The organism is Gemella massiliensis (genome assembly GCF_900120125.1).
GTDB lineage: Bacteria > Bacillota > Bacilli > Staphylococcales > Gemellaceae > Gemella > Gemella massiliensis.
The window spans coordinates 564,476-587,195 of record NZ_LT635544.1 but is presented as its reverse complement, the minus strand read 5'-3'; the positions used below and the strand labels follow the sequence as shown (position 1 = coordinate 587,195).

At 29.1% G+C, this 22,720-nt stretch carries 22 protein-coding genes, 1 tRNA gene, 1 other RNA gene and 1 pseudogene; 3 read left to right on the top strand and 22 right to left on the bottom strand.

What is annotated here, in order from left to right:
- Window positions 1–143: 143 nt before the first annotated feature.
- Window positions 144–1,331 carry an FtsW/RodA/SpoVE family cell cycle protein gene (locus BQ7358_RS02730; protein WP_072520181.1) on the top strand — a complete coding sequence of 396 codons (1,188 nt, stop codon included), beginning with the start codon at window positions 144–146 and terminating at the stop codon, window positions 1,329–1,331.
- 88 nt (window positions 1,332–1,419) lie between these two features.
- On the opposite strand, the gene BQ7358_RS02725 is transcribed toward BQ7358_RS02730, so the two are convergent.
- The 16 genes from BQ7358_RS02725 to ssrA form a co-directional block, all read right to left on the bottom strand.
- Window positions 1,420–1,493 (bottom strand) — tRNA-Arg (locus BQ7358_RS02725).
- Window positions 1,494–1,594: 101 nt separating this feature from the next.
- Complete coding sequence (gene rpsO, locus BQ7358_RS02720; RefSeq protein WP_027130682.1) at window positions 1,595–1,867, bottom strand: 30S ribosomal protein S15; 273 nt, start codon at window positions 1,865–1,867, stop codon at window positions 1,595–1,597.
- A gap of 150 nt (window positions 1,868–2,017) precedes the next feature.
- The gene (locus BQ7358_RS02715; protein ID WP_062173143.1) at window positions 2,018–2,932 is read right to left on the bottom strand and encodes a bifunctional riboflavin kinase/FAD synthetase; all 915 of its coding nucleotides are present in this window, start codon (window positions 2,930–2,932) and stop codon (window positions 2,018–2,020) included.
- A gap of 16 nt (window positions 2,933–2,948) precedes the next feature.
- Window positions 2,949–3,872: a tRNA pseudouridine(55) synthase TruB gene (gene truB, locus BQ7358_RS02710; RefSeq protein WP_062173142.1), complete on the bottom strand. Its 924-nt coding sequence runs from the start codon at window positions 3,870–3,872 to the stop codon at window positions 2,949–2,951.
- Window positions 3,872–4,321 (bottom strand): Fur family transcriptional regulator, encoded by a 450-nt coding sequence (locus BQ7358_RS02705; RefSeq protein ID WP_062173141.1) that lies wholly within the window; start codon window positions 4,319–4,321, stop codon window positions 3,872–3,874. The genes truB and BQ7358_RS02705 overlap by 1 nt, the downstream gene beginning before the upstream one ends.
- A gap of 12 nt (window positions 4,322–4,333) precedes the next feature.
- A complete protein-coding gene (locus BQ7358_RS02700; protein ID WP_062173140.1) occupies window positions 4,334–5,218 on the bottom strand; it encodes a deoxyribonuclease IV in 885 nt (294 codons plus the stop codon).
- Window positions 5,218–6,549, bottom strand: a complete 1,332-nt coding sequence (locus BQ7358_RS02695) for a DEAD/DEAH box helicase (RefSeq protein ID WP_062173139.1) — start codon at window positions 6,547–6,549, stop codon at window positions 5,218–5,220. The genes BQ7358_RS02700 and BQ7358_RS02695 overlap by 1 nt, the downstream gene beginning before the upstream one ends.
- A 356-nt stretch (window positions 6,550–6,905) precedes the next feature.
- Window positions 6,906–7,544: a deoxyribose-phosphate aldolase gene (gene deoC, locus BQ7358_RS02690; RefSeq protein ID WP_062173138.1), complete on the bottom strand. Its 639-nt coding sequence runs from the start codon at window positions 7,542–7,544 to the stop codon at window positions 6,906–6,908.
- Window positions 7,545–7,554: 10 nt separating this feature from the next.
- Window positions 7,555–8,859 carry a thymidine phosphorylase gene (locus tag BQ7358_RS02685; protein WP_072520180.1) on the bottom strand — a complete coding sequence of 435 codons (1,305 nt, stop codon included), beginning with the start codon at window positions 8,857–8,859 and terminating at the stop codon, window positions 7,555–7,557.
- A gap of 17 nt (window positions 8,860–8,876) precedes the next feature.
- Window positions 8,877–9,425, bottom strand: a complete 549-nt coding sequence (locus tag BQ7358_RS02680; protein WP_062173136.1) for a hypothetical protein — start codon at window positions 9,423–9,425, stop codon at window positions 8,877–8,879.
- 19 nt (window positions 9,426–9,444) lie between these two features.
- Window positions 9,445–9,774, bottom strand: coding sequence for a hypothetical protein (locus BQ7358_RS02675; RefSeq protein ID WP_062173135.1), 330 nt, complete (start codon window positions 9,772–9,774; stop codon window positions 9,445–9,447).
- Between the two features lie 2 nt (window positions 9,775–9,776).
- Window positions 9,777–10,262: a hypothetical protein gene (locus BQ7358_RS02670; protein WP_062173134.1), complete on the bottom strand. Its 486-nt coding sequence runs from the start codon at window positions 10,260–10,262 to the stop codon at window positions 9,777–9,779.
- A gap of 24 nt (window positions 10,263–10,286) precedes the next feature.
- Complete coding sequence (gene floA / locus BQ7358_RS02665) at window positions 10,287–11,276, bottom strand: flotillin-like protein FloA (RefSeq protein WP_062173133.1); 990 nt, start codon at window positions 11,274–11,276, stop codon at window positions 10,287–10,289.
- A gap of 25 nt (window positions 11,277–11,301) precedes the next feature.
- Complete coding sequence (locus BQ7358_RS02660) at window positions 11,302–11,928, bottom strand: NfeD family protein (protein WP_062173132.1); 627 nt, start codon at window positions 11,926–11,928, stop codon at window positions 11,302–11,304.
- A gap of 5 nt (window positions 11,929–11,933) precedes the next feature.
- Window positions 11,934–12,653 carry an MBL fold metallo-hydrolase gene (locus tag BQ7358_RS02655; protein ID WP_072520179.1) on the bottom strand — a complete coding sequence of 240 codons (720 nt, stop codon included), beginning with the start codon at window positions 12,651–12,653 and terminating at the stop codon, window positions 11,934–11,936.
- Between the two features lie 268 nt (window positions 12,654–12,921).
- Window positions 12,922–13,280, bottom strand: a transfer-messenger RNA (tmRNA) gene (gene ssrA, locus BQ7358_RS02650).
- Between the two features lie 97 nt (window positions 13,281–13,377).
- Between ssrA and BQ7358_RS02645 the strand changes: the two genes are divergently transcribed.
- Both BQ7358_RS02645 and BQ7358_RS02640 read left to right on the top strand, forming a co-directional pair.
- Window positions 13,378–14,625, top strand: coding sequence for a replication-associated recombination protein A (locus BQ7358_RS02645; protein WP_062173130.1), 1,248 nt, complete (start codon window positions 13,378–13,380; stop codon window positions 14,623–14,625).
- 46 nt (window positions 14,626–14,671) lie between these two features.
- Window positions 14,672–14,968: pseudogene (locus tag BQ7358_RS02640) on the top strand (TfoX/Sxy family protein).
- 99 nt (window positions 14,969–15,067) lie between these two features.
- Here BQ7358_RS02640 and murB read toward each other — a convergent pair.
- The 6 genes from murB to BQ7358_RS02610 all read right to left on the bottom strand — a co-directional run bounded on the left by murB (window position 15,068) and on the right by BQ7358_RS02610 (window position 22,709).
- Window positions 15,068–15,967, bottom strand: coding sequence for a UDP-N-acetylmuramate dehydrogenase (murB, locus tag BQ7358_RS02635; protein WP_062173129.1), 900 nt, complete (start codon window positions 15,965–15,967; stop codon window positions 15,068–15,070).
- A complete protein-coding gene (locus tag BQ7358_RS02630) occupies window positions 15,951–16,481 on the bottom strand; it encodes a GrpB family protein (RefSeq protein WP_062173128.1) in 531 nt (176 codons plus the stop codon). Before BQ7358_RS02630 ends, murB begins: the two co-directional genes overlap by 17 nt.
- 219 nt (window positions 16,482–16,700) lie before the next feature.
- Entirely contained in the window at window positions 16,701–17,267 is a 567-nt protein-coding gene (locus BQ7358_RS02625) for a DNA-3-methyladenine glycosylase I (RefSeq protein ID WP_062173127.1), read from the bottom strand.
- Entirely contained in the window at window positions 17,257–20,817 is a 3,561-nt protein-coding gene (gene mfd / locus BQ7358_RS02620; RefSeq protein ID WP_072520178.1) for a transcription-repair coupling factor, read from the bottom strand. The genes BQ7358_RS02625 and mfd overlap by 11 nt, the downstream gene beginning before the upstream one ends.
- A 308-nt stretch (window positions 20,818–21,125) precedes the next feature.
- Window positions 21,126–21,683, bottom strand: coding sequence for an aminoacyl-tRNA hydrolase (pth, locus tag BQ7358_RS02615; protein WP_062173125.1), 558 nt, complete (start codon window positions 21,681–21,683; stop codon window positions 21,126–21,128).
- Window positions 21,684–21,758: 75 nt separating this feature from the next.
- Window positions 21,759–22,709, bottom strand: a complete 951-nt coding sequence (locus tag BQ7358_RS02610) for a ribose-phosphate diphosphokinase (protein WP_062173124.1) — start codon at window positions 22,707–22,709, stop codon at window positions 21,759–21,761.
- Window positions 22,710–22,720 lie beyond the last annotated feature (11 nt).

Below are 22,720 nucleotides of genomic sequence, written 5' to 3'. Positions count from 1 at the left end.
CTTGATTATAACATATATTTTCTTAATTTAAAATTATTAATAATACATCATAACAAACCCTATAAACTATTTTTATTAACTAAAATATCAAAATTTGCCAAAATATTCTTGTTATTGTATAATTACACAAAAGGAGTTGTATTATGCGAAATTTTATAAAAGATAAAATTAATCTATCAATACTTATATTTTATTTTATATTCTCTCTATCAAGTTTAATATTGATAGCCTTAGCTGAATATAATAACAACATCACACCAACTTTATTTTTAAAACAACTGCTGTTTTATATTTTAGGATTTTTTATTATTTATTTTTTACAAAAAATTCCGATTGATTATATAGAACGCTTAACACTGCCATTTTATTTATTTTCTTTAGTTTTACTGGTTGGAATATTTTTAGTTCCTAATAACCTTGCTCCCATCGTTAACGGTGCTCGCAGTTGGTATAATCTTAAAATATTCACATTACAACCATCCGAATTTGCAAAAGTTGCTACAGTTGCAATGATTAGTTTTCTTATTAAAGAAAATAGTTTTAAAGAAAGTAGCGATAAAATCAAACTATTAAAAATATTATTAATTATCGCACTTCCTTTTATTTTAGTTTTAAAAGAAAATGATTTAGGAAACGGTTTGTTTTTTATATTTTTATTCTTAGGATTGGTCTTTTTGGTTAGTACACACAGAAAAACTTTATTAAATATTTACTCAGTTGTTCTTGTTATCCTTGGTATCATTATTTTAGCCGCACTTTATTTCCCGCGACTGCTTTCTTTGGTTGGTCTAAAATCTTATCAACTAAATAGAATATTATCGTGGTTAAATCCTGAAGGCTATAGACAAGACTATTCTTATCAAATAACTCAAGTTATAAGCGAAATTAATCGTGGCGGCGTTACCGGTACATTTGCTAAAAATAAAAACTATATTGACGAACAATTTAATGATTTTATTTTTTCTATTGTTGCTAAAAACTTTGGATATATCGGTGCATCGTTATTTCTTATATTGTTCTTTATTTTTATATTAAGATTATTTAGTATTGTAAAAAAATGCGAACAAGGAAACTACAGTTACTATTTTATTCTTTTAGCAATTTGTAGCTTCTGCTTTTCATTTTTTATAAATATCTTTTCTACTTTGAGTATTATTCCCGTTATTGGAATTAGTATGCCGTTTATAAGTTATGGCGGTAGTTCTCTCATCGCAAATGCACTTCTCTTCGGTATTATTGTAAAAATAAACGCCACCATTTATGAGGAATATTTAGAAGATGAATATTCTGAAGAACAAAAAGATGAATACAATCATCAATACTATGAATAATGGCTGCATAATAAGTACAGAGTGTTTACTATACTCTATACTTATTATGCAGCCAAAAAAAATAGAACCAAAAGTTCTATTTTCATTACGTCCCAGAAGGGATTCGAACCCCTGACCGACGGCTTAGAAGGCCGTTGCTCTATCCTGCTGAGCTACTGAGACAACTCACTTCTTACAAAGCACTATAATAGTATATCAATAATACAATATTATGTCAATACCTTTTTGAAAAATTTGAAGGAGAACAACTCCTTCAAATTTTACTATCGTCTTAAACCTAAAGATTTAATTAACTCACGATATCTTTGAATATCTTTTTTAATTAAATAGTCTAACAAGTGACGACGACGGAAAACTTTTTTTAGCAATCCACGACGACCGGCATGATCTTTTTTATGAGTATTCAAATGCTCAGTTAAAGCATCAATTTCTGCTGTTAACACCGCAATTTGCACTTCCGGAGAACCGGTATCTGATTCATGAGTACGGTATTTAGCAATAATTTCTTGTTTTTTTTCTTGACTAATTGCTGCCATTCTTTATTCCTCCATATATTATTTTTTTCCTTAATCCTAGTAAAGAATCTGGAGTGTTTCCATACCACGACTAAGGCACATTGATTATTCTACATTATTTTTATACTTATTTCAAGTAAAAGATAATAATTTTACAATTTTTTATAAAATCTATATTTCTTTTTGCTCACAAACCATTTTGTCTTTTTGTAATTGTTTTTTTAAATGATTAAAACTTTCAAATTTTTGTTCTTTTCTTAAAAAATCGTAAAAATAAACCTCTATCATTTCTCCATAAATTTCAGCATCAAAATCTAAAATATGAGTTTCTATAAATTTTTTATCTTTAACTTCCGACACTGTCGGGTTATAACCGATATTGGTAATTGATTTATATATTTTATCCCTTACTTTCGTTTTGGTAATATAAACACCATTAGTTTTCGGAAGCAAATACGAAGATTCCATTTTTAAATTTGCTGTCGGAAAATTTATAGTTCTTCCTAGTTGACGTCCCTTCACTACTACTCCGGATATTGAGTAATATCTACCGGTAAAATCATAATACCCGGTAAAATTTGCACTTTCCACAAATTCTCTTAGTACTGTTGTTGATATTTTTCTATCTCCAATCATCTCTTCTTCTAAAATATTTACCTCTATATCACCATAGTCAACCATTAATTTCGGCGTCCCTGCTCCTTTATATCCAAACTTATAATCATAACCGCAAAATATTTTCTCCACGTTTAATTGTTTTAATACTTTATCAATATAGCTTTCTGCACTTAATGTTTGTAGTTGTTTATTAAAACTTAAATAGTACACTTCTTGTACTCCAAGTGCTTCAAATATTTCTGATTTTTTCTCAAGCGGTGTTAAACATTCAACACTTGTATGACCAAAATACTCCTTTGGACTTTTGTCAAGTGTTATTACTATCGGAATTATATCTGTTTCTTTCAGCATTTCCGTTATTATTTTTTTATGTGCTTTATGAACACCATCAAAAAAACCTAACGCTGCCACTCTTCTTTTATTATCTTTTTTTATTTGTCCCAAATTAGAAATATTAAAAATTTCCATAATTTACCTTTCTTAACTACTCTATTATCTTCGGAAATATCGTTTTTACCGATAACAATTCATCTTCACTATGTTTTAAATAGTATACCGCTATCGCTTCTTTGTTATAAGTAAATACCACAGACGTTGAAAAATCATAATCGGGGAATTGCTCTTTTCTAAAACGCAAGCCATTCATTACTTGCTTAGCACGACACATCGGAAGTTCTAAAAATTGATATTCTTCCAATGCATATTCTTTTGGTAATAAATATTTTATTAAATTCCCTTCTTTTATTGCAAGTTCTACTTCTGATAATTTTAAACAATCATCAACACCTATTTTCCCACTCCGTGTCCTTGTTAATTTACTCATTGTACTAGGAATATTTAATAACGCACCGATTTGTGTTGCTATCGTTCTTATATACGTTCCTTTTCCACAACTAATATCAAGTGAAAAATAATATCGTCCATCTTTGTAATACTCACTGCCATCTATAAAATCAATATTGAAAATATTTACCGTTCGGCTTGGTATTTTTACATCAAATTTCCCAATTCGTGCATATTCATATAGTTTCTTTCCTTTGACCTTGACGGCTGAATATATAGGTGGTATTTGCTCTATTTTGCCAACCATAGTCATAAGTTTTTCCTTAATGTCCGCTATATTTACATCGGTTACCTTCTGCTCTTTTACAATTTCACCGGTTAAATCTTCCGTTGTTGTTTGTACTCCTAAACAAATTTCCGCACGGTAACTTTTACCTAAATTCATAGCATAATCACTAACCTTAGTTGCACCGCCTAATAGTAATAAAAGAACTCCATCCACTTCAGGATCTAATGTACCGGCATGACCTATCTTTTTCATCTGCAATATTTTTCTTGCTTTAAAAACCACATCATGGCTTGTCATTCCACGCTCCTTATAGATTGGTAGGATACCATTGTACATTATTTATTCTCCTTTTTTTCAAGGCACTTAGGACACAAGCCGTAAATCTCAAACTTATGACCGTCAATTCTATATCCTTCTAACTCAGGAACTTTTAAATCTGCACAAACATTAATATGAACTGTCTTCGCCTTACCACAATTTAAACAGATATGATGATGGTGATGATGATCAACATTTAAACAACCTATTTTAAAATATTTTTCACCTTTTATTTCTGTTGCTTCTAAAATACCTAACTCTTCATACGTGCTTAAATTTCTATAAATAGTATCAAAACTTAACCCGGGGTATTCTTTTCCTACTGTTTCAGAAACATATCTTGCATTAATATACCTATCTTCACTAACGAACAATTCTACCATTGCCCTACGCTTATCGGTATATTTATACCCTTTTTCTTTTAAATACTTCATTATCTCATCGACTTTTTCTTCTACCGTACTCATAGTCCTTCTCCTCTATGTTTCTTTTTTAAAATCTATATCGAATATTCCACGACGCAACATATCAATTTCATATTTATAAGGAGCAAACTCCTTATTTTCACCATACCACGGAGTTTCTAAAATTTTTGGAATATGCTTAAATTCACTAAGATGAACAATACGATTAATCGCATCAAATCCAATCCCGCCATATCCTATATTCTCATGTCTATCTTTATGAGCCCCTAAAGAATTTTTACTATCATTAATGTGTAATACTTGGATACGCTCAAGCCCTACTATCTTATCAAACTGTGTTAAAACCTCATCAAGATTATTTACAATATCATACCCGCCTTCAAAAACATGACAGGTATCAAATGTAACAGTCAATCTATCATTTAACACCACGCCGTCAATAATTTGAGCAATTTCTTCAAAACTTCGTCCACACTCACTACCTTTACCAGCCATTATCTCAAGTGAAATATTTGGTACCATATCTTCAGTAAGTACCTCGTTTAATCCCTTAATGATACTTTTAATCCCCTTATCTTCACCGGCTTTTACGTGAGAACCGGGATGTAAAACAATATTCTTTGCCCCAATTTTTTCAGTACGCTCTATCTCCAGGCGTAAAAAATCTATCGCAAGTTTATAAATTTCCGGTTTTATTGTATTTGCCAAATTGATGATATACGGTGCATGAACAACAATATCACTAATATTATACTCTTTCATCAAATTTTTCGCCTCAGAAATACGAAGTTCTTCTATAGGTTTTCTTTTTGTATTTTGCGGTGCACCTGTATAAATCATAAATGTATCACTACCATAACTTGCAGCTTCTTTTACAGAACCAAGCATCATTTCTTTACCCGACATTGATACGTGTGACCCTATTTTTAAACTATTCATCAATTACCTCTATTTGTCCTATTCATTCTTTTCGCAAATTTTCTGCGTTCTTTTTGTTTTAATTTATCCATTTTATATTTATATTTTTTCTTATAACCCGGTTTTACTTTCTTTGATACTTTTACTTTTGATTTTAATTTTTCCGTTAAATTATGATCAGCTACTATTTTCTTTCTACTCTGACGTTTGTTTCTATCCTTTGTTTCAATAAATTGTCCGTTTTTAATATCTACATGATTAAATTTTATACCACGATTTTCTAATATTTGCAGTTTTTCTTCATCCTTACTGTTATAAATCGTAATACATTCTCCACTCAACCCTGCACGACCGGTTCTACCTGCTCTGTGAATAAAAAAGTCTAAATCATTAGGAATATTAAAATTAATAACATGACTAATTCCTTCGATATCAATACCTCGGCTCATTAAATCACTAGCAACTACATAAGTAAAATCTAAATTATTAATTCTGCGTTGCATTTGCTTTCTCTCACGTGGTGTTAAATCACCATGCAACACACCAACATTAAGTCCTTGTTTAATTAAATAATTACTAATTTCCTCTACTTCTGTTTTTTTATTGGCAAAAATCAAAGCTAAATATGGATTGAGCACCGTTGTTATTTCATACAATTTCTCAAAACGTGTAGAACTTTTTTCTGGTACTAGTATATAGTTTATTTTCCCAAATTTTGCATTATCCACATCAATATGTTGTGCATTGTTTAAATATTTTTTTAAAAAATAACTCATTTGTGTTGGGATAGTTGCAGAAAAAACTAGAAATTGACAATTTGTTGCTGCACGTTTAGATAATTTATCTATATCTTCCATAAAACCTAAATCAATCATCATATCACATTCATCAATAACCAACGTTTCTACTTCTTTTATCGATAAAGCACTGGCTCTATCCAATTCTAAAACCCTTGTCGGTGTTCCGATAATAATATGCGGTGCATTCGATACACGCTCTATATCACGGTTTAAATCTTGACCCCCGATACACAAAGTAATTTTTATTTCTTTTTCACTAAATGTTGCAATATGCACTGCCATTTCATATAACTGGCGTGATAACTCACGTGTCGGTGCCAAGATAATACTCTGTGTTTTCTTCCTATCTAAATCCAGCTTACTAAAAATCGGCAATAAAAATGAATGACTTTTTCCACTACCTGTTTGTGACCTTGCCACAATATTTTTTTCTTTCAACACCGGAGAAAATACTCTCTCCTGAATTTTTGTCGGATTTTTAAATCCTAAATCAATTATCGCCTTATTTACAAAGTCTTTAAATCCATATTGTTCAAATGATTTTGATAACATTATATCTCCTTTATACTATCAACACTTACTATCCACTCAATACTACTACATATAATAACTATTTTATTTATAATAAACCATTTTTTATTATACTATAAATGCTTATTTTTAGCCATTAAAATTATTTTTTATTAATGTTATATTAAAAATATATTTATTATATATTATGCTTTGATATAATAATTTATCTTTTTTTATAAACATTATAATAAAAAATTACACTGAATTTATTTTTACAATTTAGTTTTCAAAATAATTTTAAAATTAATAATAAAAAACTAAGTAACGTAATGTTGCTTAGTTTTTTCTCATGTTACGTATTTAACACAGAACCATCAAAATAGCTCTTTTTTAAATTATTTTATTATTTCTATTCCTGAACTTGTTCCTAATCTTTCCGCTCCAAGTTCTATGTATTTTTCCGCAGTTTGTTTATCCTTCACTCCACCGCTTGCTTTTACCTTAGCTTTATTACCGACAACATCTTTCATAAGTTTAACATCTTCAAATGTTGCACCGCCGGTACCGAAACCTGTTGAAGTTTTCACGAAATCAGCTTTAGCATCTAATGATAATTCACACGCTTTTATTTTTTCTTCATTTGATAAATAACAAGTTTCTATAATTACCTTTAAAATATTTTCTCCTATAGCATCTTTTATTTGTTTGATTTCGTTTTTTACATAATCATATTTACCATCTTTTAATTTTGCTACATTAATTACCATATCAATTTCCGATGCTCCTTGTTCAATTGCATCTTTAGCTTCAAAAACTTTTGCTTTTGTTGACATCGCCCCTAGAGGAAAACCTACCACAGCTGCTACTTTTACATCACTACCTTGTAACATTTTTTTTGCATCATTAACATAGCAACCATTAACACAAACACTATAAAACTTATGTTTTTTCGCTTCTTCACAAAGTTTTTTTATATCATTCTCTCCTGCTGTTGCTTTTAAAATTGTGTGATCTATGTATTTATTTAATTCCATATATACCTCTCTATTCTATTATTTCTAATATATTATTAATTTTTTTTGGTTTTTCTTTTTTAATTATATAAGATTTTAATACCATATTTTTACTATTTAAAATATTTTCATCATTATTGTAATAAATTTTAGCAAGAACTTCTCCTTTTCTCACAAAATCTCCTACTTTTTTGTTTAGTTTTATACCGACAGCATGATCTATAATATCATCTTTTGTAGCACGTCCCGCTCCAATTACCATAGCCGCTTTTCCTATTTCTTCAGCTTTAATTTTGGAAACATAACCTTCTTTATCCGAAGTAATTATCAAGGTTTCATTCGGTATAGGGAGTAAAGAATAGTTATTTATTATCTCTCCATTTCCTCCGCTTAATTGTATAAATTCTTTCAATGCGTTTAGAGCTTTTCCACTTTCAATCACTTTATCAATTTTTTTAGAGGCTTCATCAAAAGTTTTTACCTCCCCTTTGTATTTTAAAGCAAGGTAAACTATCTCGTAAACAATTTCTTTAAGATCTGTTGCCCAATTTCCTTTTAATGCTTCTATTCCCTCTATTATCTCACTAGCATTACCAATATTAAAACCTAACGGTTCATCCATATTTGTAAGAACCGCTATTGTTTTTCTGCCTACAACATTTCCTATTTCAACCATTCTTCGTGATAATTCTCGTGCCTCTTCTATTGTCTTCATAAAAGCACCATCTCCAACCTTAACATCTAAAATTATAAGATTGGATTGAATAGCTAATTTTTTACTCATAATGCTACTGGCTATAAGCGGTATACTATCTACCGTTGCAGTCACATCACGTAAAGCATATATCTTTTTATCCAACGGAACTATTTTATCACTATAACCCATTAATCCTATTCCGGTTTTACCGGCAATATCCATTAATTCTTCTTTTGTTGTACTAAATTCAAAATTTTTTATTGATTCAAATTTATCAATAGTTCCACCTGTATGTCCTAACCCTTTTCCGGATAATTTTGTAGTAGCCATTCCCAGTGTTGATAAAATGGGGCCTAAAACAACAGTTACCTTATCTCCGACACCACCGGTAGAATGTTTATCCACCAGATAAGAATTAAGGTTATCAAAGAAAATTGTATCTCCGGAATCTCTCATTGTAATAGTAAAATGGGCAAGCTCATCAGTTGTCATATTATTAAAATAAACCGCCATTAAAAATGAACTTATTTGGTAATCAGGAACTGTTCCATTCAAATATCCATGTAACAATGTTTCAATTTCCGATTTAGACAATTCATGATTTTTCTTCTTTTTATCAATAATGTCAACAATACGCATAAAATTCTCCTCTTTATTTAATAGTCTTTACAATAAAAATTCTTCAAATTATACTTCTCTTTTTCTATGTAAATATTATCTGATATTTCAATAATTTGCAATGATTTTCTTTCTTTTAATATTAGTGATAATTCTAAATAACTTTTTTTGCTGTATATTAACTTATCACGTATATTATATACTTTATAACCCAATAATATTAAAGTATAAGATTTAAATTTGAATTTTAATGTTGTTAGTAAGAAAAACACTATCGCAAGAATTATTAACTTTATATTTATATTCATTTTATCATGAATAATTAAAAAAGTTAATATGATACTAAGAATTAAATAAATATAATCAATTTTTTTTACAGATATTATCTCCTTTTGAGAACAGACAAAAACGTTTGTCGGCTCTTCTAATCCTTGTTTTATAATACCAATAAAACATAATATTAATAAAATAATTATCAAAACTACATTTTCAATATCCTGTTTAATAAATGAATAAATAAGTAAAAAAAAATAAAGAGGTATAAATGAACAGATACAATAACTTAAATAGTTATAAACTCTTTTCATAGATTATACCTCCTGATACTTAGCGTTTACTCTTAGGTTTAGACAAAATCTCCGAGAAAATTATATCATTTATAATTTTTTCTTTATCCATAATGCTTGAATTTGATAAAATTTCTTTTTCTTTATCAACTATAACTCTATTTTGTCTTTGAATAGTTCTATTATAATTCATACTATCCTTTTCATCAATAGTAATATCGCTTTTTATTAAATTTTTTTTATTTTGTCTTTGTCCTTTAACTTTACTTTTTGAGACTTTTTTACGTTCGGTCTTCTTATTTTCTTTTTTAAAACTATTAATAGTTAAACCAATCACAAATATTATAATAGAAATAATTACAGAATTCATAACTAAACTCTTTTCCTTGTATTTTTTCTATTCAAATATTCTTTTGCTATAAGTCCTCTTACAATATTTTCTTTAGAATAGACCAGCTTTTTAGAATATACTTCTTTGGATAACCGAGTATTATTTATCGGCTCGAACAAAGTCTTTTTAGTTTCATTATGTTTTTTATTATAATATTGTTCATATTTATTTAAAGTTCTCTGTTGTTGTAAAGTTTTTCTTTTTATAGTAGCAACTTCTTTTTTAGGCTCTCTATTTGTATTAGGTAAATTCTGCCTACTCAGTGATTTTTGAGCATCATATCCACTTCTAATCTTTTTAATTTCTTCAATTGTTTTCAGAGCAAATTCTCTGGCTCTATCAAGTTCAATCTGTTTAGAATTATTTAAACGTTTTTTATATTTTTTACTATCTGATAAAAATACGGCAGCAAAAATAATTAATATAACAATAAATATTATAGGTACAGCGAAGAGTACAAATGTCATACTACTACCCCCTCTGTTTCTTTATTATTTATTTTCTGTTGCTTCCGGTTGTGACATTCGTTTTATTGAATCTCTCATTCCGGTATCAGCCTCTAGGTTTTTATAATTCATGTAATCCATAACCCCAAGATTACCTTCTTGGAACGCTTTTGCCATTGCAAGCGGTAATTCCGCCTCTGCTTCAACCACTTTAGCACGCATTTCTTGAATTCTTGCTTTCATTTCTTGTTCAGCCGCTACCGCCATAGCACGACGTTGCTCTGCTTTTGCTTGGGCAATATTCTTATCTGCAATCGCTTGTTCTGTTTGAAGATTTGCACCTATATTTTGACCGATGTCAACATCAAGAATATCAATCGATAAGATTTCAAATGCAGTCCCCGCATCAAGGCCTTTATCAAGAATTGTTTTAGAAATTCTATCCGGATTTTCCAAAACAACAGTATGTGACTCGGAAGAACCAATGGTAGAAACTATACCTTCACCTACACGGGCAATAACCGTTTCCTCTCCTGCTCCCCCTACTAAGCGTTCTATATTAGCACGAACGGTAATTCTAGCTTTTGCTTTTACCTCAATACCGTTAATCGCGACACCTGCAATATATGGTGTTTCAATAACCTTAGGATTAACACTCATTTGAACAGCTTGGAGTACATCACGTCCTGCAAGGTCAATCGCAGCACAACGTTCAAACGTTAAACTAACAATATTGGCACGATGAGCAGCTATAAGGGCATTAATTACCCTATCGACATTCCCTCCTGCTAAGTAATGACTTTCCAATTGATTAATAGTCACATCAAGCCCGGCTTTATGTGCTTTAATCATCGGATTGATAACACGACTTGGAATAACACGTCTTAGACGCATTCCTACCAATGTAAAAATGCTAACTTTTACACCGGCCGCTATAGCACTAATCCACAATCCCAACGGAAAAAATGTAAAAAATATTGATAATACAATAAGTACTATAACTAAAATTATACCTGTAAAAATTAATTCCGGCATAATACGCCCTCCTTATATTATAAAATTATTTTTTTCTCACTACGATACGCATACCTTCAACATGCGTAACTTCAATAATATCACCTTTTTTAATAAAATCTCCATCGGTAACCACATCAAACTTTTCATCATTCAATACAGCTGTCCCGGCAGGTCTTAAGTCAGTATATGCTACTAAACTTTTTCCAAGTAATTCCGCTCTGCTTTCCATAGCTACATAACCGTCTTTTGTTGTAATAGCATCCTTTAATACTAACGCATTTAAAAATACTAACTTTTTGTTCAATATATGTCTATTAAATATGTACAAACCAATAAATAATATTATCGCTATAACCATAATAAATGTAACGCTATAAGTAGCGTTGTTGATATAAATTATCGCACTTATCAAAGTTATAATTCCTATCGTTCCTATTATTCCGCCCGGAACAAACATTTCTAAAACAACAAGAGCTATTCCACTTAAAAACATCACTAAAACAAATATATTTATATCTGTATTATATGAATGTAAAGCTATATAAACTGCCAAACTAAGAATAGATATTATTCCATAAAGATTAAATTTCTTTGAAAATAATTGTTGACAAAATGTAAGTGACATTAATATTAAAAGGATCCAATCAAGATACAAATACATATTTTCCATTTTGATTACCTCAGCTTATCATATTCTTTTTCTAAATAATCCAACAGTGCTTTTCTTGAAAAAATATTTCCATGCCCCGGTATAGCAAACTCAAAATCTAAGCCTTGAATTTTGTCAATGTAATTTCTTAATTTTTCTTTATTATAACTTATAGGTTTTGTGTAATAATTTTTGGCATGACTATCACCTAAAAATAAAACTTTTTCACCAGGAACATAAACAATAAAAGCATCATTAGAATGAGAATTATCACTATATAAACAAGTGATTTTATCATTTCCGATATTAATAATAATATCACCGGATTTTGGAATATCAGGTATCCTTATTTTTACTTGACAATTTTCATATACTTTTTCAAAAACATCTGCACTATATCTTATTTCCGCTCCGTTTTTCACCCTTTTTTCAATGCTGGCAATATCCCAACTAAGTTTTGATAGCTCTATAAGAGCTTCTTTAGCCTTAGTTGTTGCAATAACCGGCATATCCAAATAACTTGCACCGAAACTATGATCCCAATGATGATGAGTTAATATTACGTAACTTGGCATTGGTAAATTTTCTTTTTTTAAATCATTTAAAAATTCTTTCACCTGCTTTGGACCGTTTCCTGCATCTATCATCACGGAAAAGTTATCTCCTCTTATATAGCCAAGTGCAGGTTCTAAATACATATACCTTTGTTTCGAGTAATATATTCTATCTGAAAATTTTATTAACATACCTGTTTACTTCCTTGAAATGATAACCTTATTATAGCATAATTTATTTTTCTAGTAAACATTTTCAAATTTACACAAACTGTATTAATCTAACGTATTGTCTATTTATATAAATTTTACACTTAAAATCCTAATAATATTATAACTAACATAAATAATATCCGACAATAACTTATAATATAAAGTTAAAAGATAAAAAGAGAGCGACTCAAAAATCGTGATTTCATTAAAAATTGATTTTTTCGAGTCGCTCCGTATAATTTTTTAGATATGGAGATGGCGGGATTTGAACCCGCGTCCAAAAACACCTCCCCTTAGTTTCTACATGTTTAGTTTATCTATTGAATTTAATTTTCTACATAAGCCGATAAACAGGCAATAGAAAACGAGTTTGATTTATCTCTTAATAAACTTTACAAACGGAAAAGTATATTCGTAGACTGCTATTTAATGAACCGATTAACATTGCCGCAGTCGAACAAAGTAACCAGCCTTTAGCCTATTAAGCTGCTAAAGCGTAATTTGTTTTTTCGCCAGTTATATTTAACTGAGTGTGTTGTTAAAGAAGTCAACCCTCCTACATGCCGCCAAGAAGACCAGTATCCCTGTCGAATCCTAAACATCCCCTAACTGATGCTATTATTCTATCATAATTTTTAAAATATGTAAAACTTTATTAATTTTTATGCTATAATTATCTTAACTATTTATTTGGAGGTTTCTTATGCAAACATTAATAAATAAACTACGCCCCCAAAAAATTAATGACATAATAGGTCAGAGTCATCTTATTGGGGAAAATAAAGTTCTCACTAAAATAGTTGACAGCAAAAAGATGTTCTCTTTTATCTTATACGGCCCACCCGGAACCGGGAAGACATCTATCGCTTCTGCTCTAGCAAACGAACTTGACTATAAATTCAAAATACTTAATGCTGTGAATTGCACAAAAAAAGATTTGACAACCGTTATTGAAGAATCAAAACGTTTTAAAAAAGTTATTTTGCTATTAGATGAATTTCATAGACTTACCAAACCGATGCAAGATATACTCTTACCGGAAATTGAGTATGACAATATTTATGTTATTGGTTGTACCACCAATAACCCTTATCATACTGTTAATCCTGCAATTCGCTCCCGTCTAATTATTTTTGAATTAAATCCGATTTCTGAAGAAAATATTTATAATCATTTAAAAAAAATATCAGCAGATAGAGAATTATTTTCTAAAAATCTTAATATAGATGATAATGTTTTTAGAACTATCTCACTTAATTCCGCCGGAGATTTACGATTTTCTTTAAATGTATTAGAAATACTATATAATCTGTCTGATGAAAACTCTCATATAACTAAAGAAGATCTTTTAAATCTTTCTTTGGGACATAATACCCATTATGACGCTGACGGAGATAGTTTTTATGATATAATAAGTGCCTTTCAAAAATCAATTCGTGGTAGTGATGTTCAAGCATCTCTATATTACTTAGCCTTATTAATCGATAGCGGTGACTTAGATACTATTTATCGTAGAATGACCGTTATCGCTTATGAAGATGTTGGGCTTGCCAATCCTAATATCGGTGCATTTGTTCACTCTGCTATAGAAAGTGCAAAAATGCTTGGGCTTCCTGAAGCACGTATTCCTCTTGCCAATGCTGTTATTCAATTAGCACTGTCAATAAAATCAAATAGTGCTATCACAGCAATTGATAATGCACTAACAGAAATTAAAAATAATCCAAAATTTGTTATTCCTACACACTTAAAAGATAATCACTACAGCGGAGCTGAAAAGTTAGGTCATGGCGTAGGATACAAATATCCACACAACTCTCCTAATGGATATATTAAACAGCAATACTTACCTGATAACTTAGTAGGTGCAGAATTTTATTCTCCAAAATTAAATAATAAAAATGAACAAAATCTGGCACAATATAAAAAATTTGTAGATAATTCCAAATAAAAAATTAGAAAGTTGAGATAATAATACAGCTTCCGGCAAAAAATATTTGAATTTTATTTTAGAACAGTTATCATCACTGGAAAATATAAAATATCGTGAAATGATGGGTGAGTATATTTTGTATTACAAAGATAAAATTGTTGGCGGAATATATGATGACAGATTGCTCGTTAAACCCATAAAATCGGCTATAAATTATATGGAAAATTAAAATATAAATTACCATATGCTAATGGAAAAAATGATATTAGTAGATAACGTAGATAATAAAGAATATTTATCAGGATTGTTTGATGTTATGTTTTATGAATTACCCGCTCCGAGAAACAAAAATAAAGGATAAAATCTATATCAAATAAAATTAATAAAACATAACTTCACTTTGTATTCAACTGCATTACAAAAAGAGTTAGTCATTTTAAAAAAGGACTAACTCTTTTACCTATTCTCCTAAAATTTTCACTTCACATTCCAATTTAACACCGGAATTTTTTAGAACTTCTTCTTGAACTTTTTTTATTAAATTTTTATAATCTTCACAAGTTGCATTACCGATATTCACCATAAAACCTGCATGTTTTTTAGACACTTGTGCCCCGCCGACAGTTACCCCCTGTAAATTTGCATCTTGAATTAACTTCCCTGCAAAGTAACCAACCGGTCTCTTAAATACTGAACCGCATGAAGGATATTCGAGCGGTTGTTTTTCACCTCTTAACTTATTCAATTCATCAACTTTGGCGATTATATCATCTTTATTACCTTTAGTCATTTTAAAATATACTTTTGAAATAATTTCTTTTGTTTCTTGAATAGTAGAATGTCGATAACTAAAATTCATTTCATTATTTGAATAAACTTTTTTATTACCGTTTCTATCAAAAACTTCTACCTTTAAAACAACATCTTTCATTTCACCACCATAGGCTCCCGCATTCATAAATATTGCGCCTCCTATGCTACCGGGTATTCCACACGAAAATTCTAAATTTGTCAATGAGTTTTTTATACAAAAATCTGTAAGTTCTTTTAAAGTTACACCAGCATAACATGATATTATATCATTATGTAGCTCTATAGCAGTCATTTCACTAGTTATAACGACTATACCTTTTATTCCGTTATCAGAAATAAGAACATTAGAACCGTTTCCAAGAACAGTTAACTCTACTTTATTTTTGTTACTGAAGCGAATAACATTTTGAAAGTCTTTCTCACTTTTTACTTTTACAAGTATTTGAGCATTTCCTCCGGTTTTTGTAAAGCTATACTTCCTTAAAGGTTCATTTTCCAATACTTCACTATCACTTAATAATTTTCTTAATTTATCTACTTCTATCATCTACTCTAACCTTCTTTAAAATTTCACCAATAAATTTTGCTTTTTCATTTGAATACTCTTTAAATGATAATTCTAAACATCTTTTCTTAAAGTCATTATACTCTACTTTTATATTATCATAAGAAAGTAATTCTATACTTTTCAAAAAATCGTTATAAATATTCGTATTTCTTTGAACGACATATAAAACAACATCGTAATTCATACTAAAATAATCAGTAAGACGTGCATATTTTATAACACCCTTGATGCTATTGTGAGCTATTCTATGATAATTTATATTATTTAATCTCTTTTCATCAAAAGTTGTTATTTCATGTAAATTTTCTACTATGACCAAAATATCGACAATATTTTCTCCTAATACATTTGTCATACTGGTTGCTCCGATATGTTTAAACTCACAGCTAGGCATTTTGGGAATTGCTTTTATTTTTTTTATTTCAGCATAAAACAATTCCTTGTATTGTTTCCCATTACTTATATTTTCAATTCGTACAATTCTTTTGTTCATTAAAATTTATCCAATCACCTATTTCAAATACTTATCCATTATACTTTCTTATTTCGATAATGTAAAGTTAAAAAGTATTAATAAATATCTAATAACTAAATAAAATAATCAGTATATGTGGATAAACAGTAAATTAGCAATAAATATTTTAAATGGAAAATTGTACCTAATTTTTACTTATATGTTTAACTTTTTCTAAAATTAATTCTAATTTGCTTTCTAATTTTTACTGCATTCTTTATAACAAAAACACTCTCCAGTATGATCATTTAACATTCCTATAGCCTGCATAAAACTGTAAATAATCGTACTTCCGACAAAAGTAAAACCACGTTTTTTCATATCTCTACTAATCTTATCCGATAAATCACTGGTGCTCGGCACTTCACTACTATTGTTAAAATTATTTTGTATTGTTTTATAATCTGAAAATTTCCAAATATAATTATCAAAAGTTCCAAATTCTTTTTGTATTTCTAAAAATGCTCTAGCATTTTTTCTAACACTGTAAATTTTTAATTTATTTCTAATTATACTTTCATCCTGACGTAAATTTTCTAAATATTCATCTGAGTAATTTGCACAAATCTTATAATCAAAGTTATTAAAAGCACGTTTAAAATTTTCTCGTTTTTTTAAAATTAATGACCAGCTAAGGCCTGCTTGCATTCCTTCTAACACCAAATATTCAAAAAATTCTCTTTCATTATGTGTAGGTCTACACCATTCATTATCATGATATAAAATATCTAATTCATTCTTCGCCCATAAACATCTATTTTTCATCTTCTTTTTCCTTTATTAAATTATCATTTACTATTCTTAGCAGCTTTGTAAGACGTCTAATATTATAATTATCTTTTTTATCAACTTCTAAATAGAAACCATCTTTTGCAACAATTTTAACATCTCTATATACGTTTAATGCCGTAAATAACTCCTTACCGTTCAAACTATTAAAAATATCTTTATTAAAGGTAATCACTACCTTATTAGCGAGCTCTTTTATACTTTCTACATAAGTATCTTTAGCTATTATACGAAGATAACATATATCAATAAGATTTTCCACTTCACTTCCGAAATCTGAAAATCTATCAATTAAATCTTCTACCACTACTTCTATTTCTTCAAATGTTTTTGCATTGTTTAATCGTTTATAAAAATCAATTTTATCTCCGTCACTATTAATATATTCTTTAGGAATAAAAGCATCAACGTTTAATTTTATTTCTACATTATCCTTTTCTACTTCAAATATATCTGTTTTAATTTTTGGAGCTGTTTCTTTTATAATATTTTTATAGTATGCAATATCTTGATTTTTATCTCGGGATAAAATCGGTTCTAATATTTCTTTTTTCAACATAAGTTCCTGCTCCAGCATTTGCGAGTATAGTGTATAACCTACCGAATCAATAAAGCCGTGTTGCCGTCCCCCCAGTACATCTCCGGCACCTCTGATCGATAAGTCTTGCATAGCTATTTTAAAACCGCTACCTAATGTTGTAAAGTTTTTTATCGCTGATAACCGTTTTTCTGAAGATTCTGTTAAGGATTTAAAAGGTTTGTACATTAAATAAGCATATGCTTCTCGTGTACTTCTTCCTACTCGTCCACGCAATTGATATAGTTGACTTAACCCAAATTTGTCCGCATCTTCTACTATTAAAGTATTAACATTCGGAATATCAATACCTGTTTCTATTATAGTAGTTGTTATTAAAACATCGTATTTTTTATCGATAACATCTGCCATTATATTTTCCAATTCTTTTTGACTCATTCTTCCATGTGCAAAAGCGATATTTACATCCGGAAGCATTTCTTTTAGTTCAAGATATTTTTCATCAATAGTTTCTACCCTATTATAAACGTAAAAAATTTGACCTCCTCGTGCCACTTCATTCAAAATCGCCTCTTTTATTATCATTTTATTTTCAGCTGCAACAAAAGTTTGAATGGGCTGACGTTCTCTCGGAGGTGTTTCTATTACCGACAAATCCCTTATTCCTATTAAGCTCGTATGTAATGTCCTTGGTATAGGGGTTGCACTTAGAGTTAGTACATCAACCGTATTTTTCAAATATTTTATTTTTTCCTTATGTTTTACGCCAAAACGTTGTTCTTCGTCTATTATTAATAACCCTAAATCACGATACTTAAATTTATCGTTAAGAAGTTTATGCGTGCCTATTATAATATCAATCTGCCCCTCTTCAAGTCTTTTAACAATTCGGGTTATATCTTTGATTGTATTAAACCTACTTACAACTTCAATATTAATTGGAAAGTTTTCAAATCTTGTAACAAAATTTTCATAATGTTGCTCAGCCAACAAAGTTGTCGGAACTAAAATAGCAACTTGCTTATTGTCCATAACCGCTTTAAACGCTGTCCGCATAGCAACTTCCGTCTTCCCAAATCCAACATCACCACACAAAAGTCTATCCATAGGACGCTCTTTTTCCATATCCCGTTTTATTTCTTCCGTTGCTTTTATTTGATCGTCAGTCGGAATAAAATTAAAATCAGCCTCAAACTCACCTTGTTCAATGCTATCTAAACTAAAAGCATAACCTTTATTTAATTCTCGTTTAATATATAATTTTATTAAATCTTCTGAAATATCTTCAATTTCTTTTTTAACTTTTGACTTAACTTGTTGCCATTTTTTAGTACCAAGTTTATTTAATGCCGGCTTTCTATTATCAGTAGAGGCTGTATATTTCTGGATATAATTCATATTATGAATATCAACATAAATTATATCTCCACCATCATAAATTATTTTTAAAAAATCTTTGTACACGCCACCGACTTCAACATTTTCTATACCTTTATATAATCCTATCCCATGACTTACATGAACAATATAATCCCCAATATTTAATTCTTGGTAATTTCTTATTTTTTCAGAATTTTTATATTTGAAATTGATTCTACGTTTTTTCTTACCTTCTTTTACAAAAAGTTCATAAGGTGTAAGTAATAATATTTTATCTTTACTATCTTCAAAACCTTTCAGATTAAATTTATTTATATCTACAAATATCTTACCTTCTTTTATTCCATAGTAAATATCATCATAAAAGTGATTATCAAAAAGTATTTTTTCTATATAATTTTTTTGTTTTTGATTATTCAAAGAAATAATAACCTTATATTTATTATTTAATTTTTCTCTAATTTCTTTAACTAAAAACTCTTCATTTGCGTAATAAGTCAAATCTATAACATCTAAATTATAATTTTTTTCAATTATTTTATCACTTAACTTTAAATTTGACAGATAATACTTCGTTGTATTAATATTTAATAATTTTTCGAAAGCAATATTATCAATAATATCTTGAAAAATATAATTTCTATTCATCTCCGATAAATTTACCAAAAAATATTCTTTAAGATTTTCTTGTTTTTCTACTATTTTATTATAATTATCAAAGAAAATTATACTATCCTCGGGTAGGTAATCTATTACACTGTATGTTTTATCATAAATTAAATTTGAAAAATTTTCTAATTCACTAAAATCATTTGTTGCCTGATATAGCTCTATCTTTTGATTAAGGTACTCACTAATTTCTTTATAATTTTCTTTTTTATGTAAAACTTTGTCGTCCAATTTTTTCACTATATTATTAATAACCATATTTTTTTCTCTGTTGGTTAAAAAGAAATCGCTAGTTGGATAAATATAGGTTTTTTCCTGCTTTTTTAATGATTTTTGCGTAACAATATCAAACTCTCTTATACTGTCTAATTCATCATCAAAAAAATCTAACCTGATTGGATTATTACTTAACGGACTAAATACATCAACAATACTCCCACGTTTAGAAAATTCTCCGACTACATCAACGCTATTAACTCGATTATATCCCATATTAACTAATCTTTTTTGAAGATCTTCAAAAGAAATAACGGTATTAAGTGTAATTTCAAAACTATTATTTTTAAAATCCTCCGGTTTTTTTATAGTTCTATATATTGCTTCTATCGGAATAATAATAATGCTGGGAATATTATTTACAAGATTTTCCAACACTTGTATTGAATTTTGAATCAAATCATTACTTTTAGTTACAAAACGTTTTAGCACATCAATTTCCGGATATAAATAAGTTTCTTCTTCGAACTCACTTATTAATGAAAAAATTTCTTCTGCTTCCGCTTTCCCTTGAGTGAATACTATGGTCATCTTTTTGTTTTTTTCAAATTCATTAAAAATTTGTAATGCTTTTGTAGTAATATTATGACCATAAATTCCTATATTTTTATAACGTTTATCAAAATTTAAATCTACAATTTCAAATAAATTTTTAAGTAACATTTCATCCTCCTTTTTACAAAAATTTTTACACGGCAAATAGGGTGTGGATCTAAAATCGTAACTTTATAGAAATCAATCTATAGATCTACCCCTACATAATATTTTAAACATAACATATATAAATATTTTATAGTAAGAAAGTTTTATACAAATTATTTGAAAAATGAAACACTTTAACACTAAAATAATTAACAGTTCTTCATTATATATAAAATTCTGTATATAATCTGCATTACTTTCCAATAAATTACATTACTATGTTACTTATTTTTGAAATACTTTCGATACTTTAATTATAATAATTCTTTTTAGTTATACTTATTCATTAATTCTACTATATTCATTTTTGAAAAATCTTCTATAGCATCAATGCTTTTTTTATAAATTTTTTCTATTTCATTCATTTCTTCTTTTGAAAATTTCCCGAGTACATAGTCAACAACTTTCATTGGAGGTGTCGGTCTATCTATCCCAATCTTTAACCTATTAAAATTTTCGGTGCCTAAATGTGAAATAATACTTTTTATACCGTTATGCCCACCGCTACTTCCTTTTGCCTTCAATTTAAAACTTGCTGTTTTAGTATCTAAATCATCATAAACTACAAGTATATCATCTATATCTATTTCAAAATAATCATAAAATTTCCTTAAAGCCTCACCTGATAAATTCATATAAGTTGTCGGCTTTATTAATAAATACCTTATCCCGTTATAATAAGCAACCGTATAATCAGCATTAAATTTATTTTTATCAAAACTGACTCCCCAGTTTTTTGCTAATTCATCTAAGATCATAAATCCTATATTATGTCTTGTATTTGCATATTGTTTACCGGGATTTCCAAGCCCAACAATTAATTTCATTTTTTCTCCTTTCTTAATTAATATTTAAAAAGGCAACGAATTCGCTGCCTTTTTTTAATCTTCAAAAACTTTATATTAATCAAAAAGAACACTTACCGGTTCGTTGTGATGAATTCTATAAATTGCTTTAGCAATCAATTCACCGACACATAACGGAACCATTTTATCTAATTTTTTCTCTTCCGGTATATGAATTGTATTTGCATATACCAACTCTTTAATTGGAGAATCCTCTATTCTTTCCAACGCTTGCCCACTTAATACAGCATGCGAACAACTTGCATACACCTCTTTTGCACCCATATTTTTAAGTGCTTTAGCTCCCAGTGTAATAGTTCCTGCCGTATCTATAATATCATCTATAAGAATACACGTTTTCCCTTCGATATTACCTACAATATTCATTACCTCCGCAACGTTCGGTTTAGGTCTTCTTTTATCTATTATAGCTATCGGCGTATTCAACGAATCCGCTAATTTTCTGGCACGTGTAACTCCTCCATGATCGGGGGAAACAACAACAACATCGTCCATATCCGTTAACTTGTTTTTAAAATATTTCGCAATAATCGGTACTGCCATAAGATGATCTACCGGAATATCAAAGAAACCTTGAATTTGAAGTGCATGTAAGTCTAAGGCAATTACTCTGTCAGCTCCAGCTACTTCTAAAAGATTAGCTACCAATTTAGCAGTAATCGGTTCTCTACTTCTCGCTTTTCTATCTTGTCTTGCATATCCATAATATGGAATTACTACATTAATAGTATCTACAGAAGCACGTTTTAAAGCATCAATCATAATTAAAAGCGTCATTAAATTGTCATTTACAGGTTCACTTGTTGATTGAATAACAAATACCTCACAACCTCTAACACTTTCTTCAATATTGATAGAAACCTCCCCATCGCTAAACTTTTTAACACTACATTTACTAAGTTCCACCCCTAGTGAATTTGCAACTTGTTTTGCCAGTGGAATATTAGAATTCAATGAAAATAGCTTCAACGGTTTATCTACAAGCATTTTAAATATTC

Excerpts from the sequence above, each read along its gene's own strand:
- BQ7358_RS02680 (WP_062173136.1), bottom strand. The coding sequence starts at position 9,425 with ATGAAAAGAGTTTATAACTATTTAAGTTATTGTATCTGTTCATTTATA.
- BQ7358_RS02705 (WP_062173141.1), bottom strand. The coding sequence starts at position 4,321 with ATGAGTACGGTAGAAGAAAAAGTCGATGAGATAATGAAGTATTTAAAA.
- deoC (WP_062173138.1), bottom strand. The coding sequence starts at position 7,544 with ATGGAATTAAATAAATACATAGATCACACAATTTTAAAAGCAACAGCA.
- floA (WP_062173133.1), bottom strand. The coding sequence starts at position 11,276 with ATGCCGGAATTAATTTTTACAGGTATAATTTTAGTTATAGTACTTATT.
- BQ7358_RS02610 (WP_062173124.1), bottom strand. The coding sequence starts at position 22,709 with ATGCTTGTAGATAAACCGTTGAAGCTATTTTCATTGAATTCTAATATT.
- BQ7358_RS02655 (WP_072520179.1), bottom strand. The coding sequence starts at position 12,653 with ATGTTAATAAAATTTTCAGATAGAATATATTACTCGAAACAAAGGTAT.
- BQ7358_RS02630 (WP_062173128.1), bottom strand. The coding sequence starts at position 16,481 with ATGAACAAAAGAATTGTACGAATTGAAAATATAAGTAATGGGAAACAA.
- BQ7358_RS02730 (WP_072520181.1), top strand. The coding sequence starts at position 144 with ATGCGAAATTTTATAAAAGATAAAATTAATCTATCAATACTTATATTT.
- BQ7358_RS02670 (WP_062173134.1), bottom strand. The coding sequence starts at position 10,262 with ATGACATTTGTACTCTTCGCTGTACCTATAATATTTATTGTTATATTA.
- murB (WP_062173129.1), bottom strand. The coding sequence starts at position 15,967 with ATGATAGAAGTAGATAAATTAAGAAAATTATTAAGTGATAGTGAAGTA.
- truB (WP_062173142.1), bottom strand. The coding sequence starts at position 3,872 with ATGTACAATGGTATCCTACCAATCTATAAGGAGCGTGGAATGACAAGC.
- BQ7358_RS02660 (WP_062173132.1), bottom strand. The coding sequence starts at position 11,928 with ATGGAAAATATGTATTTGTATCTTGATTGGATCCTTTTAATATTAATG.
- BQ7358_RS02645 (WP_062173130.1), top strand. The coding sequence starts at position 13,378 with ATGCAAACATTAATAAATAAACTACGCCCCCAAAAAATTAATGACATA.
- BQ7358_RS02685 (WP_072520180.1), bottom strand. The coding sequence starts at position 8,859 with ATGCGTATTGTTGACATTATTGATAAAAAGAAGAAAAATCATGAATTG.
- pth (WP_062173125.1), bottom strand. The coding sequence starts at position 21,683 with ATGAAATTAATTGTTGGGCTTGGAAATCCCGGTAAACAATATGCAAAT.
- rpsO (WP_027130682.1), bottom strand. The coding sequence starts at position 1,867 with ATGGCAGCAATTAGTCAAGAAAAAAAACAAGAAATTATTGCTAAATAC.
- BQ7358_RS02700 (WP_062173140.1), bottom strand. The coding sequence starts at position 5,218 with ATGAATAGTTTAAAAATAGGGTCACACGTATCAATGTCGGGTAAAGAA.
- BQ7358_RS02695 (WP_062173139.1), bottom strand. The coding sequence starts at position 6,549 with ATGTTATCAAAATCATTTGAACAATATGGATTTAAAGACTTTGTAAAT.
- BQ7358_RS02625 (WP_062173127.1), bottom strand. The coding sequence starts at position 17,267 with ATGAAAAATAGATGTTTATGGGCGAAGAATGAATTAGATATTTTATAT.
- BQ7358_RS02675 (WP_062173135.1), bottom strand. The coding sequence starts at position 9,774 with ATGAATTCTGTAATTATTTCTATTATAATATTTGTGATTGGTTTAACT.
- mfd (WP_072520178.1), bottom strand. The coding sequence starts at position 20,817 with ATGTTACTTAAAAATTTATTTGAAATTGTAGATTTAAATTTTGATAAA.
- BQ7358_RS02715 (WP_062173143.1), bottom strand. The coding sequence starts at position 2,932 with ATGGAAATTTTTAATATTTCTAATTTGGGACAAATAAAAAAAGATAAT.